The 17,799-nt window shown below is 48.5% G+C and carries 12 protein-coding genes; 7 read left to right on the forward strand and 5 right to left on the reverse strand.

The genetic code is table 11. The annotated features are described in order from the left end of the window. Positions 1–658: 658 nt before the first annotated feature. The 4 genes from QWY82_RS01780 to QWY82_RS01795 are packed head-to-tail and all read left to right on the forward strand — an operon-like array spanning position 659 to position 4,006. On the forward strand, positions 659–2,056 hold the full coding sequence (locus QWY82_RS01780; RefSeq protein WP_290259422.1) for a hypothetical protein: 1,398 nt from the start codon (positions 659–661) through the stop codon (positions 2,054–2,056). Positions 2,057–2,084: 28 nt separating this feature from the next. After that, positions 2,085–3,161 carry a phosphoribosylaminoimidazolesuccinocarboxamide synthase gene (locus QWY82_RS01785; protein WP_290259424.1) on the forward strand — a complete coding sequence of 359 codons (1,077 nt, stop codon included), beginning with the start codon at positions 2,085–2,087 and terminating at the stop codon, positions 3,159–3,161. Then, positions 3,146–3,454, forward strand: a complete 309-nt coding sequence (locus QWY82_RS01790) for a hypothetical protein (RefSeq protein WP_290259425.1) — start codon at positions 3,146–3,148, stop codon at positions 3,452–3,454. Before QWY82_RS01785 ends, QWY82_RS01790 begins: the two co-directional genes overlap by 16 nt. A 24-nt stretch (positions 3,455–3,478) precedes the next feature. Then, positions 3,479–4,006: a P-loop nucleotide/nucleoside kinase family protein gene (locus QWY82_RS01795; RefSeq protein WP_290259426.1), complete on the forward strand. Its 528-nt coding sequence runs from the start codon at positions 3,479–3,481 to the stop codon at positions 4,004–4,006. A 117-nt stretch (positions 4,007–4,123) separates the two neighbouring features. Here the strand turns inward: QWY82_RS01795 and QWY82_RS01800 are convergent, their stop codons facing one another. The 3 genes from QWY82_RS01800 to QWY82_RS01810 are packed head-to-tail and all read right to left on the reverse strand — an operon-like array spanning position 4,124 to position 8,176. Continuing rightward, a complete protein-coding gene (locus QWY82_RS01800; RefSeq protein ID WP_290259427.1) occupies positions 4,124–6,529 on the reverse strand; it encodes an ABC transporter permease in 2,406 nt (801 codons plus the stop codon). Positions 6,530–6,573: 44 nt separating this feature from the next. After that, on the reverse strand, positions 6,574–7,287 hold the full coding sequence (locus tag QWY82_RS01805) for an ABC transporter ATP-binding protein (protein ID WP_290259428.1): 714 nt from the start codon (positions 7,285–7,287) through the stop codon (positions 6,574–6,576). Positions 7,288–7,321: 34 nt separating this feature from the next. Further along, the gene (locus QWY82_RS01810) at positions 7,322–8,176 is read right to left on the reverse strand and encodes a DUF2306 domain-containing protein (RefSeq protein ID WP_290259429.1); all 855 of its coding nucleotides are present in this window, start codon (positions 8,174–8,176) and stop codon (positions 7,322–7,324) included. A gap of 194 nt (positions 8,177–8,370) precedes the next feature. Between QWY82_RS01810 and QWY82_RS01815 the strand changes: the two genes are divergently transcribed. From QWY82_RS01815 to QWY82_RS01825, 3 genes are all read left to right on the forward strand, one after another. After that, entirely contained in the window at positions 8,371–9,771 is a 1,401-nt protein-coding gene (locus tag QWY82_RS01815; RefSeq protein WP_290259430.1) for a sigma-54-dependent transcriptional regulator, read from the forward strand. Next, positions 9,761–11,131, forward strand: a complete 1,371-nt coding sequence (locus tag QWY82_RS01820) for a sensor histidine kinase (protein ID WP_290259431.1) — start codon at positions 9,761–9,763, stop codon at positions 11,129–11,131. The genes QWY82_RS01815 and QWY82_RS01820 overlap by 11 nt, the downstream gene beginning before the upstream one ends. 717 nt (positions 11,132–11,848) lie before the next feature. Continuing rightward, entirely contained in the window at positions 11,849–13,243 is a 1,395-nt protein-coding gene (locus tag QWY82_RS01825; RefSeq protein WP_290259432.1) for an alpha/beta fold hydrolase, read from the forward strand. 104 nt (positions 13,244–13,347) lie between these two features. On the opposite strand, the gene QWY82_RS01830 is transcribed toward QWY82_RS01825, so the two are convergent. Together QWY82_RS01830 and QWY82_RS01835 are read right to left on the reverse strand one after the other, a co-directional pair. Then, on the reverse strand, positions 13,348–16,383 hold the full coding sequence (locus QWY82_RS01830; protein WP_290259433.1) for a BspA family leucine-rich repeat surface protein: 3,036 nt from the start codon (positions 16,381–16,383) through the stop codon (positions 13,348–13,350). A gap of 189 nt (positions 16,384–16,572) precedes the next feature. After that, complete coding sequence (locus QWY82_RS01835) at positions 16,573–16,731, reverse strand: hypothetical protein (RefSeq protein WP_290259434.1); 159 nt, start codon at positions 16,729–16,731, stop codon at positions 16,573–16,575. Between the last annotated feature and the right edge of the window lie 1,068 nt (positions 16,732–17,799).

Consider the following 17,799-nt stretch of genomic DNA (forward strand, 5'->3'; position numbering starts at 1 on the left):
GTTAACAATCGCAGCAACATACTTCCTCGAAATATCAAAGAAGGTGGCTCGAGTTTAGAACAAAAAAAATGCTAGATATAATATCGTATGGCATGTAGAAAATTTCTTTTTAGCGGGGATAGCTATGTAGCAGGAAGCGACAAACAAATATCACAATGTAGGTATTTAAGTAGGAGGTTATTAGTTAACAACCAAGCAAAACCAACAACAACAAAACAACGACGAAGACCAACGACGAAAAAAGAAAGATAATCACCGCATACTCTAAACCAGTACGAGAGAACCAACCGATAGGAAAAAATTTAACCAAGTTATAGGCCCACACACCCGGCTTTTACACCAAGTAATTCTCACAACAACTTCTGAAAGATTAAATATGAATATCAATCCAACAGACGTTTATCCACCCCCCATTGCCTAGTGAGCTTCAGACGACAAGCTGCAAAAAAACACATATTTTAAAACTGTAACGAGTGCTCCACTGATAAAAAAATTACCTGAAAAATTTTAGCCATAGGCTAGGGTTGTTATCTAAGCATACAGCCAACACGACCAACGGCTATTGCGCGGCCAGAAGTACACGGGAAGTAAAATTCGGAACAATTATTAGACGACTAATTCAGATCAAAAACTCAGACCAAAAAGGAAAGCGGCGACAATGGAAAACTTAGCGCGCCAGATGACAGATAGCGAGGCAAGGCACTTGATGACTCGAGAGCGCCCAGCAGCCCAATCGCCTTTCACCGCCTTCGCTCATATTGTTCTCCCCGCTCGCTGGCTTGGCGATAGCGACAAAACCATTAGCTTTGCCTTTCTAGAACAAGACCTTGCGCTAGCCGCGTTTCAACTCACACCGCGCCAAGCCATCGCGCTCGGCCTGCAAAATCCAAGAGTGATCTCACCTAACGCTGTGCGGCTTTCGAGCTTGTTTCACCCGCTTTTTTTCCGCGCTGCCATACACAATCTAAAGCCTACTGAGTTGGTCGCCCCGCACAGCGCCAAGACTCCTGCGTCCCTAGCCCTGACAGTAAATGCCGCCGACAACATTTGCTCACCCGAGTACTGGTTGCAGTCAACGATGTTTCTCGCCGGCGTTACCTTAGGAGCGGCGATCATTCAAAACCGTTGGTCTGAGGGCACTATCGACAGCAAGTTATCGCGGCTTTGGTACGCGGGCGTTTTCGCTCAAACCCAACCACACACAGCGCTCGCCGCCCTCGACTTGTGCGGCGCGGTAACCGAGCTGGTCGAGCAACGGCGGCTAGGCCTCAGCAGCTTAGAAACCTTCCTTCGTCTGAAGCACCTTTTCTCCCAGATTATCAGGCTGTTATCCGCTAACGTAAGTCACACCACAAGCCTGATGTCTGCCGCCAAGCTCGACCCCAAGCAAGCGAAAAAGTTTGGTTTTATCGACCAGCTCAGACACTTATTAAAGGATCAGATAAAAGCCATTATCGTGTACGGCTCATCCATCAATAGCGATACCTTTTCTGATTATGACCTAGTTGTAGTGGTCAAAGACGAAGTTGAATGCCTGAGAAAACTCGCGGGGAAAAGCCCCACCCATCAAGGTATTGAACTCAATATCGGCATCTACAACCCAGAGAACTTCTTTAACTACCAGCTATTATCTGGCGACAATCTACCAAGCCATGGCCTGTGTGTTTTTGGCGCTGTTGCAACGCCGATAAAACCCAGAAACGAACTCATTGTTAGGAACTTTAGCTTCGGTTTTATCCGCATGCGCCAGTTGATTGGCATGGCTAGCTTTGCCGCCGACAATCCGCTGCACCAAGAAGACGACGACAAACGAAATCTATATCAGTATTTCGTAAAAATACCGCTCAATGTTATTCGCGGCATTCAAGGCGCGCTGGAACAGCCGCTCAGTAAAGAAGCGGTCGTTCAATTGTGCATCGACAAATTTGGCTTTGATGTCCAATACCAAACCCAGCGCTGCTTCAGCGGTGAAGCTAGCCAAGCTATAGCATCGGCCGCGTGGACCACCCAAGCGGTGTTAGAAGAATACAACAAACGTTTGGATGTATACCGGTAAGGACTTACAGAAACTCATGGAGGTAGACATGTCGATAACCATTGGATACAAACAAATGCCAGATAAAGACAACATTTTGGCACTTAAAAATGCCTTGGCAGCGCTACACATTATTCTCCAGCCCGTGGCCGTCACCACGCCGGTGGAGCAGCGACCTTTCGGTCAACCCTTACTAACCTTAAAGCACAAGCCGATTCCCGAATATCACGCCGGAAAATATACCGTTTATTTGCTCGACACCAGCATGTCGGCGGTCGAACAAGTGATACGGCTGCTGCACTTTAACTTTGACGCCCTACCACTGGTGGCCGAAGGCGAAAGTAAGATCATCCGCAAGCTGACTGGAAACCTGGTGATTGAGAAATTTAAGCCCTCGGTGTATTCCTTTTCCAAAAATCGCTATGGCGATGTGGCCGGAACCGATATTTTACGGGCGCGCTTTTCCGCGGAAGTGTTTCGCCGAATGCAACTTTCAGACAACTCGGCTTTAAGGCGCAACGCCTTTGTCGCACTCATCGAACGCGGGGACGAGGTTTACACCGCGCAGCGCTTGGTTGAAAACAGCAATATAGAGGTGCGCGTGAAGCGCTATCACATAGGCTCGCCACTACATCGCTACCTCTACACCGAGAACTACGGTAGCACCCAAGCCTGTGGCTCAATTACGCGCTGGTCGCGGTTCGATCAACCGCTGGTGTGCTTTGATTGGCGTCACCCACTAACGGATGATCAGGGCAAGCGGCTCGCCGACGAGCCCATATCCGACGATTACGCCAGTGTCTGGCTACACGATATGCCATCCGCAAAGGCGTTGGCCCGCTCGAGCTTTCTATTTTTAGAGGATTTATTTCATGACGCTGGGCTACAGCTCATCGACATTTGTTATTTTGTCGATAAAAGCGGCCATATTCTCTATGGCGAAATCAGCCCAGACTGTATGCGTGTGCGCGAGATCAATCAGGATTTTGACCGCGTAGACGCCTACGATAAAGATCTTTGGCGGGAGGGGAAATCTGCCCTTACCCTAAAGCAACGGTACGAAGCACTTTATTATCGTGCTTTTCTTCGCGAAAAAAGTCAGGAGGATGTATGCAACAATTATTAACAGTTAAAAACAAATCTCTGAAAATGTCACCGAGTGGCATCATCACCTTACCCGTGTCAGCACGACGCTGCCTAGGCATGAAAAAGGCCACCAGTGAATTGGTTTACCTGCAGGTAAAAGACAAGCAGATTCTTTTCTCAAACAGCGGCAAAGGCGCAAAAGTGAAAGTTTCACCTAAGGGCAATATCACGCTGGCAGACGAGGCGAAAAGGGTATTGGATGAGAGTAAAGAGCGACACTATTGGCTAGAAATAAACGACACCAGCCACAGTGTTGTGCTACACCCCTTCTAGTTATTAACGGGATGGCGAGCGCCTATGCAACACAAACCATGGATTTTAGCTGTGGATGGTCACGACGGTACGGGTAAAACCACCCTAACCCGCCGCTTAGCACAGGCACTCGACGCTGAATATGTCCGGCCCTATGGAGACCCCTACGGGCCGGCATTGTTAGAAGCCGCAGAAGCAAAAAATTTTACCGCGGTAATGGGTATTGCAGACCAAGCCTACCGGCAGGTATTGGCGCAATACGGTGAAAGCCCCATCTTAGTATTTGATCGCCTATGGATTACCCTATTCACGCTGTTACCCGAGGCCGACCATCATCTTTGGCCACATCGCCCTGCCACCGCTATTTGTTGGATTGACCTACACACAACACTCGAGCGCTTAGCCCAGAGAGACGAGCAAACCTACCCCAATAGTTGGCACAAAAGGTATGTGGATCGCTACCTAGAGCTCGGAAAAAAATACGACTGCACAATTATCAACACGCAAGAAAATGACGAGGAACAGGCCCTCGCGCTGCTGGTTGCTTGGGCCAAAGACGTCATGGCGCGCTAACAATAATTCGCCCAACTAGCGCTCGCCTTAAGAACACGCCTTAAGAACACGTTTTAATAGCACCCTTATAGGCTATGCCTGGATTTAATTCGACCTATATTACCCATGTGCGCCCCATCAAACCTTTTGCAGGCCTCGCCCCGCTGAGCGATTGGCAACTATCAATGCCTGGAGCGCCAAAACGAAGGCGGCAATAGCTAAAGCAGCAAAGCCGGAAAGCACAGTCACCAACCCAGGGTGCGCAAGCTGTTCCGGAAAAAATTGCAGATAGATATGCGAAGAAACATAGGCAAGCGGCAGCGCCAACAGCAGCGAGCTTAGTACCGGCAGGGTAAAAGGGCGCGCCAGCAGCAAAACCAAATCCACCCAGCGTGCACCGAATACTTTGCGCAACGCCAATTCTTGTTCGCGCTGACGCGCTGCAAATACCACCAAGCCCAACAACCCTATAATCGCGAGAAGTGCTGCTATTGCCGCGAACACGCTAATCACTTTGCCTATCATTGTGGGGATTTTAAAGAACCGATTAAAATAGTGATCTAAAGGCTGAACGCTTATGGGGTAGCTTGGGAAATACTGCCGCCAGAGCAGATGTACATTCTTCAGATCCCGCTCGGTTATTGGTGCGCTAAATTTAACCGCCCAATAATTATACGGCTGCCTATTTATAGCGAAAGCGATGGGGCGCTTACGCATATGAACGCCCAAAAAATATTGAGTCGGCATGACACCAACCACAACATAGTCGCGCAGCCGACCATCGACTCTAGCTTGGTAACGATGGCCTAAGGCATGGTCAACATCACTTACACCCAGCAGTTCGGCTGCCATCTGATTAATAATCACAGGTAAAAAATTGTCATCAAGATACTGTTGCACCTGCCCATCATCCAGCTTATCCAGCAGGGGCATTTGATAAAATGAGAAAAAGTTAGGCGCCACCTGCCCCAACAAAAGCTCCACCTCAGCGTTCGGTAAAAAACTGGAGCCACCCACGCGCAAATAGGGCACACTCTCAGAGCCACTGGTCGCCTCCAGCCCTGGTATTTTCTCGAGTGCTTGCTGAAATGCCGCCAGCTTTGGCTGCAATATTGGCGCTGTCATGTCAGACAATATCAATACCCGATCGCGGATGAACACATCACTCACGCGCTGCAAATGGTTGTTTTGTAACACCACTACCGCAACCAACGCCAAAATATAGGTGGCGATAGAAAATTGCCCTGCCACCAATAATTGACGCAGCCAAGGAACCCGACCGCGGCCCAATAGGGTGCTACCGGCCAAGCCTCTACGCAGCGCGTCACTGGCGCCGTAATTAGCCGCTTGCATAGCTGGATAGATGCCAGCGCCTAGGCCGAGTAAAACAACTAAACACACTAATTCCGGTACGAAACTAACATACTCGATGGTAATGGATTTGCCACTCCAGGCGTTAAACAGCGGTACAAGTATCTCTACTAAAGCAAATGCCAGCCAAGTGGCAACCGCCACCAGCATCACACTTTCCAACAACAATTGGCGCACCAATTGATAAGGTTTAGCGCCAAATGCTTTGCGCAACCCCCATTCCCTAGCGCGGCCTGCGTGTTGCAAGCTGGCGAGGCTAGCATAATTCAAGGCCGCCGCTAAAAGCACCAGCAAGCCCATTAGCGTCAGCGTTTCATTGACCGGAAAACCGAGCGAGTCCCACACTTGGGTGTGATGATCTTGCAGGGGGCGAATATTGAGAGCAGAAATATAGGCTCGCTCTTGGGCGCTGGCATAGCGTTCAGCAATCGCATTCACCGCCCGGCGTAGCGCCTTTAAATCAGCTCCCTCGGGCAGCAACAAGTAGGTGAGATCCGTTGGCTCCAGTGACTCCCATTCGCCAGCCGCGGTGAATTCAGACATGGCTATCAACGTCGATAACGAGGTAAAGCTCGTAAGCTCAACATCCGGCATCAATGAGGAATTGAAATGGCTATCAACCGCTACATCTTCAAATACGGCGACCACACGCAGGGGCCAACGCTGATCGAGTAACACCGTTAATCCCACCGCGTTGCTGGTACCGAATAATGTTCGGGCACTACTCGCGGTTAATGCCAGCGTAAAGGGCTGAGATAACGCAACCGGGCTGCCATAGAGATAGGTAAAATCAAATAAGTCGGTAAAGCCCTCGTCGACGAAACGCAGGCCAAGGTGAAAAGCACCCCTGGCTGAATGTACTTTGCGGCGTTCAAACTTACTGCGCACCGCCCGTAAAATACCCGGCACCTGCGCTTGAAATAGTGGCCCGTAAGCCAAGCGCACATTCGGGTATTGGCTAATGGGTTCACCCGAGCTAGGCGAAAACTGGCTACCCACGGTGACAATTTGATCGCGTTTGGCAAACATGTGATCGTGATTAACTTCATAGCGCACAAATAAAACGCTAAACATAAATACCGTGAGGCCAACCCCTAAGCCGAGCAGATTAATCGCGCTAAAGAAGCGATGTTTGCGCAAATTGCGCAGCGCCAAGCGGGCATTAAGTAACATAAGTCACGCGACTATCGACGCTGTTATAGACAGGCGGCAAGAGACTAACCTAACGTCCGCGTGGGTAAACGAGTGCCATCGGTCACTAGTGCGCCATCGTATAAATGCACAATGCGATTAGCATAATCGGCGTGTAGGGCCGAGTGAGTCACCATCACCAGCGTGCTGCCTTGGCGATTGAGATTCTGCAGCATGGCCATCACTTCAGCTCCTTGGGTGCTATCGAGATTGCCCGTAGGTTCATCGGCAAGAATCAAAGACTGGCCACCCACTAGCGCTCGGGCAATTGCCACCCGCTGTTGCTGGCCACCGGAAAGTTGGCTTGGGTAGTGATCGGCTCGGTGCGCCAGCGCCACCTGATCCATCGCGCTCAGCACCTGTTGCTTACGTGTTTTCGCATCGAACTTTCGATACAGTAACGCCAGCTCAATATTTTCCGCCACCGTCAACTCATCGATAAGATTAAAGTTTTGGAAAATAAAACCTATATGTTGTTTGCGCAAATCGCTGAGTGCTGATTCGCTCTGGTTCAACACCTCGCGGCCCATAAATTGATAAGCGCCAGCACTCGGCCGATCGATCAAGCCGAGAATATTAAGCAGGGTAGTTTTTCCGCAACCCGATGGCCCCATGATTGCCACAAACTCACCCGTGTGTACCGTTAAATCAATAGCATTCAACGCCTGGGTGCGCAGGCTAGATGTGTAGTAGGCCTTATCGACTTGGGTTAAGGATAACAGCGCATCAAAATCAGCCATGCAGCGACTCTCTCTTGCAATTGAAGGGCTAAGGTTACAACACTTTCGGCAACCACATGGCAACCGTTGCCGCGCCAACCCCGGCTAAGGTCAATAGAATGCACAGCATGACTGTAAAAGCCATGGCACAAGTAGCAACACCAGTGCCCTTTGCCTTGACCCACTGAAACAACTCCAACAAAAACAAGGGCACCAAATACTGTGCAAAAACCAGCGTATAGGGAAATGGCCCGGTAAAATCCTCGAAGTTAACACCCGCACCACCGGTTAAGACCATCCACAACATAAAGGTGATACGGAAAAACCAAACCGCGCTAACTACCATAAATAACCGCAGCGCCCAGCGCTGGTGCTCGGCCAAACGGCGCTGCATGGCGCAGTAGATCGTTAGCCCGGCAAAGCCGATAATTAATAGGGCGTTAAGGCTGATGCCCCATTGCATCACCACGCCACCGACTGTGCCGCGCCCCCACACCAAGATCAACCCTGCGACGCTGGTGACAACAGCACCGACAATATAGACGCGGCCATTAATGCGGTGAAACTTAGGCCAATGCGAGCGCACTGCCGGCATCAACTGCAAGGAGCCGCCCACCAACACAATCACCGCCAGCGCAATATGCGCCAGCATCGCCATATTGCCGAGCCAGTCACCCGCCACATAGGCGTTTTTATTTTCCACACTCCACCCAGCCAAACCGTTTTCGAGCAACATGCCGCCGTAATGCAGCACCACATAAGCAACGAAAATCCACTGACCTAAAAAGGCAACAGCAAACCAGGCACGCCCTGCGTTACTGAGCAATTTCCGCTGCCACAGTGCAGGGCTTTTCGTCGCGGTGGACGCCTCGGGCATTGCGTTTTGATCCAATACAACCTCTGACAACATGGCCAATCTCCATCCTCGTGAGTCTTAAGGCACTTATTGCAAGCCGCGGGCCAATCCATAAGCTATTGTTTTTTAAAGGTAAATTTACGTCAGCTTAGATGCATCGCGCAATTGTGTTCGAAAACGAACAGCCAAAGCTGTGTTATGCCAAGGGAACTTGTACGATACCGGACACCTAGGGAGGATTTAGCGCCGTGAATAACACCAGCATATTGGTCGTCGACGACGATCAAGACATTCTCACCGCGGCTAGGCTGCTGCTTAAACGCCAGGTGGGCAAGGTCATCACCACCGACCGCCCCGCGCAAATTCCGGACTTGCTCGCCACCCATCAATTCGATGCAATTTTATTGGATATGAATTTTTCACCCGGTGAAAGCAGTGGCAAACAAGGGTTTATCTGGCTCAAAAAAATTCTAGCCCTAGACCCCAATGCGGTGGTGATCATGATTACCGCTCACGGCGACATCAACACCGCCGTGCAAGCCGTTAAAGACGGCGCGACGGATTTTATTGCCAAGCCCTGGCAGAACGAAAAAGTGATTGCCACTCTGTCTGCAGCCGTGCGCCTGCATCAAAGTTTGAGTGAGGCGAGTCAATACAAACAAAGTCATCGCGCACTAGTGCAGGCCCAGCAAACCCATGACCAAATGCTCGGCCAATCAGCGGGCATGACTCGACTAAGATCGTTGATTAATCGAGTTGCACCAACCGATGCCAATGTCTTAATTTTAGGCGAGAACGGCACCGGCAAAGAGCTGGTTGCGCGCGCTTTGCATCAACAAAGCCTACGCGCCCAGCAAATATTTATGGCCGTAGATTTAGGTGCTGTAGCCGAAAACTTATTTGAGTCTGAACTATTCGGGCACAAGAAAGGTGCTTTTACCGGCGCTCATACAGACCGCATTGGCCGCCTCGTTGCTGCGCAGGGCGGTACCTTGTTTTTAGACGAGATTGGCAATCTGCCCTTACCCTTGCAGGCCAAGCTATTAACGGTTCTGGAAAAGCGCGAGGTGACCCCAGTCGGTGGTAACACGCCTATCGCCATTGATGTTCGGGTTATTTCAGCCACCAACCTCAGCCACAGCGACTTGGCCAACGAGACAAAGTTTCGACAGGATCTGTTTTTTCGACTCAACACCGTTGAGATTACCGTGCCGCCGCTGCGCCAGCGCGCAGACGACATTCCCTTACTGGCTGAACACTATGCGCAACTTTATGCACGTAAATATCGTAAGCATAATCGCAATCTCTCGGATCAAGCAAAGGCGCTAGCCCAGCGACAAGCATGGCCTGGCAATGTACGCGCCTTGCGCCACGCCATTGAGCGCGCAGTCATTTTAGCGGAAGGGCAATTCCTCGAGGCGGCTGATTTACAACTCGCTGAAGCAAGCCACCCGCAGGCTAACGCGATACCCGACGCGCCAGAGACAATGGCGCTACCAATGGACGAAGATTTAGATCTCGAACGCATGGAGCAAAAGCTGGTGCAGAAGGCGCTGAGTAAGCATCACTACAATATTAGTCAGGCAGCGAAGGCGCTAGGGTTAACCCGTGCCGCCCTCTATCGAAGGATGGAAAAATATGGCCTCTAACGAACAGAGCGCTACCTTTTTACCTCTTAACGTCAAGCTAAGAGTAACGCTACTCGCACTCACGCTGTGGCTAGCGCTGTGGCTTTGGCAATTGCCGGGTTATTGGGGCGCAACCTTATTCGCCTTAGCGTTAAGCCTTTGGCAAATTTGGCGACTCGAGCAATCTATCAATCAAGAGCGCCAACGCTTTCAACAATTTCTCGTGGCACTCAAGCAAGGCAACAGCAACAATTTTATTTCCCAAGATAGCACCCTATCCGACGAGCTGCTCGAAGCCTATCAACAGGTGAGCCAAGCGCTGAACGCACAAAAAACCGATCAAGCCACACAACTTCGCTATTATCAAACCTTAGTAGAAACCAGCCCTGTGCCTCTCTTTTCCCTAGCTGAGGACAACCACCTCCGCTTGCACAACCACGCCGCGCGACAACTATTGCCCAACCTAACGCGCAGCCAAGAACTAAAACAATTCGGCCTCCCGTTCGCCACAAGTATCACCGCGTTGCAGCCCGGTCAACGCCAGCTGCTGCTGTTTGATGATGGCACGGAACAGCGACAACTGATGGCCCAAATGACATGCCTAAATATCGGCCAAGAATCGGAAAAGCTCTTCAGCTTGCTCGACATTCAGCGCGAACTGGAAGCGGCACAGTTACAGGCTTGGCAAGATCTCGTGCGCGTGCTCACCCACGAAATGATGAACAGCATTACCCCCATCGCCTCGCTAGCAAAAAGCGCACACGACTTAGTGCAACACATGCAGGCGACTACGCCCACACCCAACGAAGATTTACACGACTTGCAGGATGCCACCAATACGGTCGCCCGGCGCGCCGACGGCTTAATGGAGTTTGTCCAGCGCTACCGAAGCCTCACCCTTTTGCCGGAACCTAAAATTCAAACATTTAGCGTGCTGAATTTATTTCAGCGCTGCCTATCGATTATTCAACCAACGCTCAATGTAAAAAACACAACCTGCACCATACAGTGCCAACCAGAAAATTTAACGCTAGCAGCAGATCCACACTTACTCGAACAAGTCATTATCAATTTGCTACGCAATGCCCAGCAAGCGCTAGACCAAAACAACACCCAATCCGGCGCCATTCGCATGCAGGCGAGCATCAATAACAAGCGCGAGATTGCGCTAACCATTTGCGATAACGGCCCGGGGTTTGAAAGCACAAGATTGAGCGATATCTTCCTGCCTTTTTACACGACTAAACCACAAGGTGCAGGAATTGGCCTAGCCTTAGCACGACAAATCATGACCGTGCATGGCGGCAGTATTACGGCGAACAACGCCGCCGAAGGCGGCGCGAGGTTCACACTCATCTTTAATCGCCAAACATGCGCCTAACGATTAACGACACTCATTTTATGACACACCGGCAGATTCAGGATATAACAAGTCAGTTTGATGCCGAAGACAGGTCAGCGGGCAATCAATTTAGCAGTCAATGCATTAGCCACCAGAATGATATTTCTATACTTTCCATTGGAAAAACAAAATTGATACCAAAAGATAACCAAAGGCGGTAAAACTGTACTCAGTTATAGCCACGCGCAGGTATAAGATCTGTCTAATTGTCAATATCTGGTAAGGTAATTTTTAGAGACCAAATAGCGCAACAACAGAAAGGTACTGTAAACTTCGCCCGGCCAACTTAACACTGCACTCCCTCATGCTATATCGTAACCGAGAACTTAATTCGGTCGGAGCTGGTAAATCAGACGAACCCCCCTTAAATCAAAAGTTAACACCTATTTCGATAACCTGTGCCGACACTAGGCTGAGCATAAACAACGGAAGGATAGAGTTCACTGTGAACAGCAACAAAGTGACGAGCGCTACAACAACGACAGACAGGGGCTCGTAAAAATGAGCATCACCCTAAAAACCCTGGGCGAGTTTCAACTGCAGAGAGACAACAAAGAAATAGTGCTGCCAAAATCGAAGCGCGCTAGAGCCCTACTCGCATTTCTCGCCATTACTGCCAGACCTCACAGACGCGACCGATTGTGCGAGGTTTTTTGGGACATCCCTAATGATCCTAGAGGCGCCTTGCGTTGGTCATTGAGTAAAATTCGCCCTCTGATAAATGACGTTGCAACAGAAAGATTGATCGCCGATAGAGAGCGTGTAGCCCTACTAACCTCAGACATTGAAATTGACATACATAGAATAAATGAGGCTATTGAAAATAAAGATTTATCCGCTGACGAGCTCGAGAAAATTCTTAATCTATTAGAAGAGCCATTTCTAATTGGCATAGACCTTCCAGACCAAAGCATTTTTCAACGCTGGCTCGAGTCAGAGCGCCATGAAATTAACAAGATGTATTGCAGAGTTATCGCCAAGCTATCGCTACATGCGAGCCTTACGCAAATAGAGAAATTGAAATGGCAAAAGATTTGGCTAGACAAGGACCCCTATAACACGAAGGCCGCTAGGGTATTATTAAATCAATTAAAGTCATTGAATGAACTATCTGCCTTCGAAAAGACCTCTGAAGAGTTAGCAACCAGGTTCAGGAATGCAGGAATCTGCTGGCCAATTAAGAACAGCCAAAGCATAGAAAACACCACGGACGAAGAAAGTCAAAAACCATCCACGCATGAAATCCTAAGCCGTCAGAAAATTAAATTTTGCTCAACCCAAGACGGCGTTCGTATAGCCTATGCCTCAGTTGGAGAGGGTTATCCCATTGTAAAAGCGGCAAACTGGCTTAGCCATTTAGAACACGACTGGGACGCGCCTATTTGGAGTCCGCTTTTTCGCGATCTAGCAACTGACCACCATTTTCTACGTTATGACGAACGCGGCAATGGATTATCTGACTGGGATGTAAAAGACATTTCATTCAACGCCTTTGTAGAAGACCTCGAAACGGTCGTCGCCACCAGCAAACTCGAAAAATTTGCCCTATTGGGAATATCGCAAGGCGCCTCAGTATCCATTGAATACGCCATCAAACACCCTGAGAAAGTAAGCCATCTCATTCTTTTTGGTGGCTATGCAGCTGGCTGGCGCATTGATTCCAGTGAAGAACAGATGCGAGAAAGAGAAGCCATTTTAACTCTGACGGAAGTTGGCTGGGGGCAAAGTAACCCAGCCTATCGGCAAATTTTCTCATCAACCTTTCTGCCAAACGCCAAGAAGTCAGAGCTGGACTGGTTTAATGAATTCCAGCGCTTAACGACATCGCCTGAAAACGCAGTTCGATTTTTATCGGCATTTGGCGACATTGATGTACGTGAACAATTAGCAAAAATTTCGGTGCCAACACTGGTAATTCACTCCCTTGGCGATCAACGCATTCCTGTTAGCGTTGGCCGAGATATTGCCTCTCGCATTCCAAATGCCGAGTTCGTAGGGCTTGAGAGCGAGGGGCACCTACTGCTTGGTAGAGAGCCCGCTGCAAAGATATTTGTCGACACAATTAGAGAGTTTATAGCGAAGAATAGCTAGGGAACCTCTGAATAACATAGGAGCTGAACTACAACTGGCTGCCACTCAATGCTTATCAGAGCAACAGCCAGCTAAGAACTCAACACCGTAATTTCATGTAGATATTAGGGTGCAGGTGTCACTTGTCCACCATCAGTGATCACCCAGCCGAAGTCGTTAACGAGCTTATCCTTAGCCGCTTGTGATTCCGGTGAAAGAGTAGTGCTGCCCGCACTAAATTTAACACCAGCAACAAGTGACTCTAACTGGCTCCAAGCCGTTAGTATTGCGTCGTAGTTTGGTGTAGAAAGCGCTCCAGCAGCAAACATGTCCTCCATGTTGCGGACCTTTGATACATTCCATTGGCTGATATCTTGATCAAATGTATCGGTCTGTCTAAACATTCTGGACATATTGGTAGCGTTTGATACATCCCAACCCCCGATATTCGCGTTGAACGCATTTGCATCGAAGAACATATCGCTCATATCCAATACTTTGGATACATTCCAATTGCCAATATCTTGATTGAATACCCTATTTTCTCTGAACATCTTTTGCATATTGATCACATTTGAAACGTTCCACGCGCCAATATCCTGATTAAACAGAGCGGTATTTTCAAACATACTTGTCATAAATTGGACGCCCGATACATCCCAAGCACCTATGTCTTGATTAAACCCATCAGCATTTTCAAACATGGAACTCATGCTTCTGACTTTTGATACGTTCCAACTGCCAATGTCCTGGTTAAATTTTGACGCATTCCTGAACATTGAATTCATGCTAGTGACGCTCGATACATCCCAGTTACTGATATCTTGATTAAATGAGCCGTTGGAAAAAGCTGCCGCCATATTTTCTACATTCGACACATTCCAATTGCTGACATCTACATCAAATTTGTCCGCACCGTTAAATATCGAAGAAATATCCGTCACCGTTGAAACATCCCAGTTGTTCATCTCACCCGACAAGTTGTCGGCGTTAGTGAACATAGACGCCATACTCTTTACAAATGTGAGATCTGGGCTTTCAAGATCATTGATAACGAGATTGACGCAGTTGAAAAACGCCTGTTTCATAGACAACCAAGAGCGCTGACCCCACTGCTCTACAGCGAGCAGTTTTGGCGAATCAGTAAGACTGGCATCGAAAGTGTTGATAAAAAATGGCTGTGGAAATTTGCCGGTAATTGAAACCACGTATTCTCCGGCGACAGCATAGGTATGGGTAATATCGGCGGTGATATTGTTATCAACATTCCCATCCCCCCAGTCCACGCTAAAGTCATAATCAAAATCTGGCGAAACTTTGATGGTAATTTGATCATTCGCGCTGGCACCAGGGTTATCGGTTTTCCAGCGAGTAATAAAAGGGGTTTCTTGCAAAATGGTGATGTCGATAGTTGAGCTGGTGCTGCCTATCTTGTTGGTGGTGGTAATGTTGGCTTGTGTAGACGCTTGCGCAACCACTGGGGTGCCTACAATCTCACAGCTACTGCCATCGCTTGTCACCTGAACGCTCAAGCCTGCCGGTAAGTCGCTGGATGTGCATTGATCAGCGTTACCACCATTGTTATTTATCGGAAATATCACTTCATTTTTGGTGTAGGCAGTCATTGATACTGCTTCAAGCTCGGCTAGTACGAGCAGCCCGCCATCCTCGATAGTCCAACCAAATGCATCGGTTAGTAGGTTGCGGGCATCTTGTGCTTCTGCGCTGAACTGTGCGGAACCAGCCCCGAAATTAACATTTGGCTGAACGCCCTGCGCTGCCCATCCGATAAGCAATGAGTTGTAGTTCTCAAGGGATAGCACATTGCCTTCGAGCATTTCCGACATGTTCGTTACGCTTGAAATATCCCAGCCACCGATATTTTGGTCAAAGCTAGTAGCATTTCTGAACATAGATTCCATATTCAAAGCGCTGGATACATTCCAAATTTCGATATTCTGATTAAAGTCATCGGTGAAGGCGAACATGCTAGAAAAGTCTGTGACACGCGATACATCCCATTGGTTGATTTCAGCGTTGAATCTTTTTGCGTCTGAGAACATGCCCTGCATGTTTTCCACATTCGATACGTTCCAGGCACTGATGTCAGCATTGAAGCTGCTAGCTCCCGCGAACATACGGCGCATGTTTGTCACATTCGATACGTTCCAAGCGCTGATGTCTGCATTGAAGCTCCTCGCACCGAGGAACATACCGCTCATGTTTGTCACATTCGATACGTTCCAGGCGCTGAGGTCGCCGTTAAAGCCATTTACCCAAAGGAACATGTCACTCATATCACTGACGTGGGATACATCCCAGTCGCTAATGTCACTGTTGAAATCGCTTGCGCCAAAGAACATCATTCTCATGCTCTCAACACGAGAAAAATCGGGTAGCTGAGTGTCGTTGATCACCAAATTTTCACAAAATAGGAATGCTTGTTCCATCGAAAGCCATGGGCGGTTGCCCCACTGCTCCACAGAGAGAAGCTTACTCGAGTCGGATAAAAGAACCTCCTCCTCTCCATCAAACGTAAAAAAGGGTTGTGGAAAATTTCCGGTGATAGCGACAGTGTATTCACCTGGCGTGGCGTAAGTGTGGGTAATATCGCCGGTTACATTCTCATCAGTGTTGCCGTCGCCCCAGTCAACGGTATAGTTGTAGCTGAACGCTGGTGACGTAGACAGGGTGATTTGATTATCTTCACTTACCCCAAAAGGATTATCGGTCTTCCACTTGGTGATAAAGGCGGTGGCCTCATCTATTTGTATAGTGCCCGACGCTGTCGAAGTACCACTGGCATTTGTCGCGGTAACGCTAAAATTTGTGGCAGCTTGTGCGAGGCTTGCTATACCGCTGAGTTCGCAGGTGCTGGCGTTTGCAGATAGGGCCACAGTAATATCCTGGGGCAAACCTTCCGCACTACACGCCGTAAGCTCACCGCCACCGGTATTTGTAAACGAGATAGAATCAACAAGCGCATTAGCGACAAAAACTTGCGTAGCCAAATCAGCAAGCGCTGGCGCAGCCAACGCAGGCGGGGGAGTTACGGCAGGCCCATCGCCACCATTACCTCCGCCTCCACCGCCTCCACAGGCAGCGACAACCATAACTAAGAACAAAATTCCTATATGCCTAAATGACCTTACGTATTTCATAGATACTCCTGTAACAGTTTTCTGTGTTTAACTTTTTAAATTGCTAAATTTATTTAAATTTTTTATTGGCTCATGAATTTTGGTGATCTATCTATCAAAATTAGCTGCAAGGTCTTTCGAAAAATATACCTTCACCCTATACCTAAGCTTTGTAATTACTGTGATGTTTTAACTGCAAGACATCAATTTTTAACGGGTAGTAGTGTTAGACATAGACAAGCCTGCACAAATACCCCAACGAGTCTTTGAATCAAAAACCGTAACGCGCATCACGGCCATTGACGACTGTTTAAAGTTCCACGGGTGATACCCGCCATAGCCTTCTACCAGAGATTTAAAACTCGACATAGAATTTTCCTGATCAAGTCCGGGGTAAATAAATGTTCGCTCTATAACAACTACGGAGAACAGATAAAAAAAGTTGCACCAGATCACACGCTTTAAAACAGAAGCAACGATTAACTGGCGAACTAGCGCGTTGATCGCAGCTCAGCTTCAGACATTACATGCAGACGATCTAGGCGTTTGCATTCAGGAAACCCCTGCCTTGCACCCTAATCTGATCCGCCCCGGCGATACTCCGACAGCCTGTAATTTTGGCCCCAACATAATCCCATTCACTCACCTACCTAGATGGCTAATCTGGATTGGCCGCAATACTCGTGCACAGCCTAAGCCACTAGCGTGTGCGTAAGCGTGGTAATTACCGTGGTTTTTTTTGTGTGAATAGGCTGCTAAGTATCGAACCATTGGTGGTTAGCAGCGGAAACAGAAGCGAGCAGAAAAGAGGTGAAGAGATAAAGACAGAGATCACTGCAAAACTAACCCTGCGACCCGAACAATCTAAACAAACTAGGCAATGCCCGTCGTGCCGCAATATAAACAAGCATTTTTGTTAAATAGATGTGACGCTAACACTCGATACCGAGCCCTGACGATGATCACCCATGTTTTGCCACACAACATTCCGCCCTTGGACTTAGTCGCTTAACCTAAACACCTAAATCCTCTGCGCTGCCTAGAAACCCTATCTGATAGAAATTAATCGCCCCCAAGAAGCACAACAAACAATCTATCAGACACAATAAAACTAAAAGGCGAGCCAATCTGGTACGGTAGAATCATTTACTGTTTAGCCAACATCCTGAGCAATGCAAAGAACACTAGAAATATGAGCTATAACGCATTGTTATCTAAAGAATTAATTCAAAGCCCCATAAAAAACCCCAATAAAATTGGTTAACCAATTTTATTGGCAACGTGAATTATTTGCATCTCCCGCAAAACAAAACTACTATCGAAACCAATGCGAAACAATATTGGGCGCCCAAAAAAAATAAGCCATGCGCCGAAGGCACACCACACTCAATGGTGCGTATCCCCTATTTCAGAGGTACCTGATGTCCCGCACACCCG

Origin of the sequence: Simiduia curdlanivorans (assembly GCF_030409605.1) — a bacterium.
Classification (GTDB): domain Bacteria; phylum Pseudomonadota; class Gammaproteobacteria; order Pseudomonadales; family Cellvibrionaceae; genus Simiduia; species Simiduia curdlanivorans.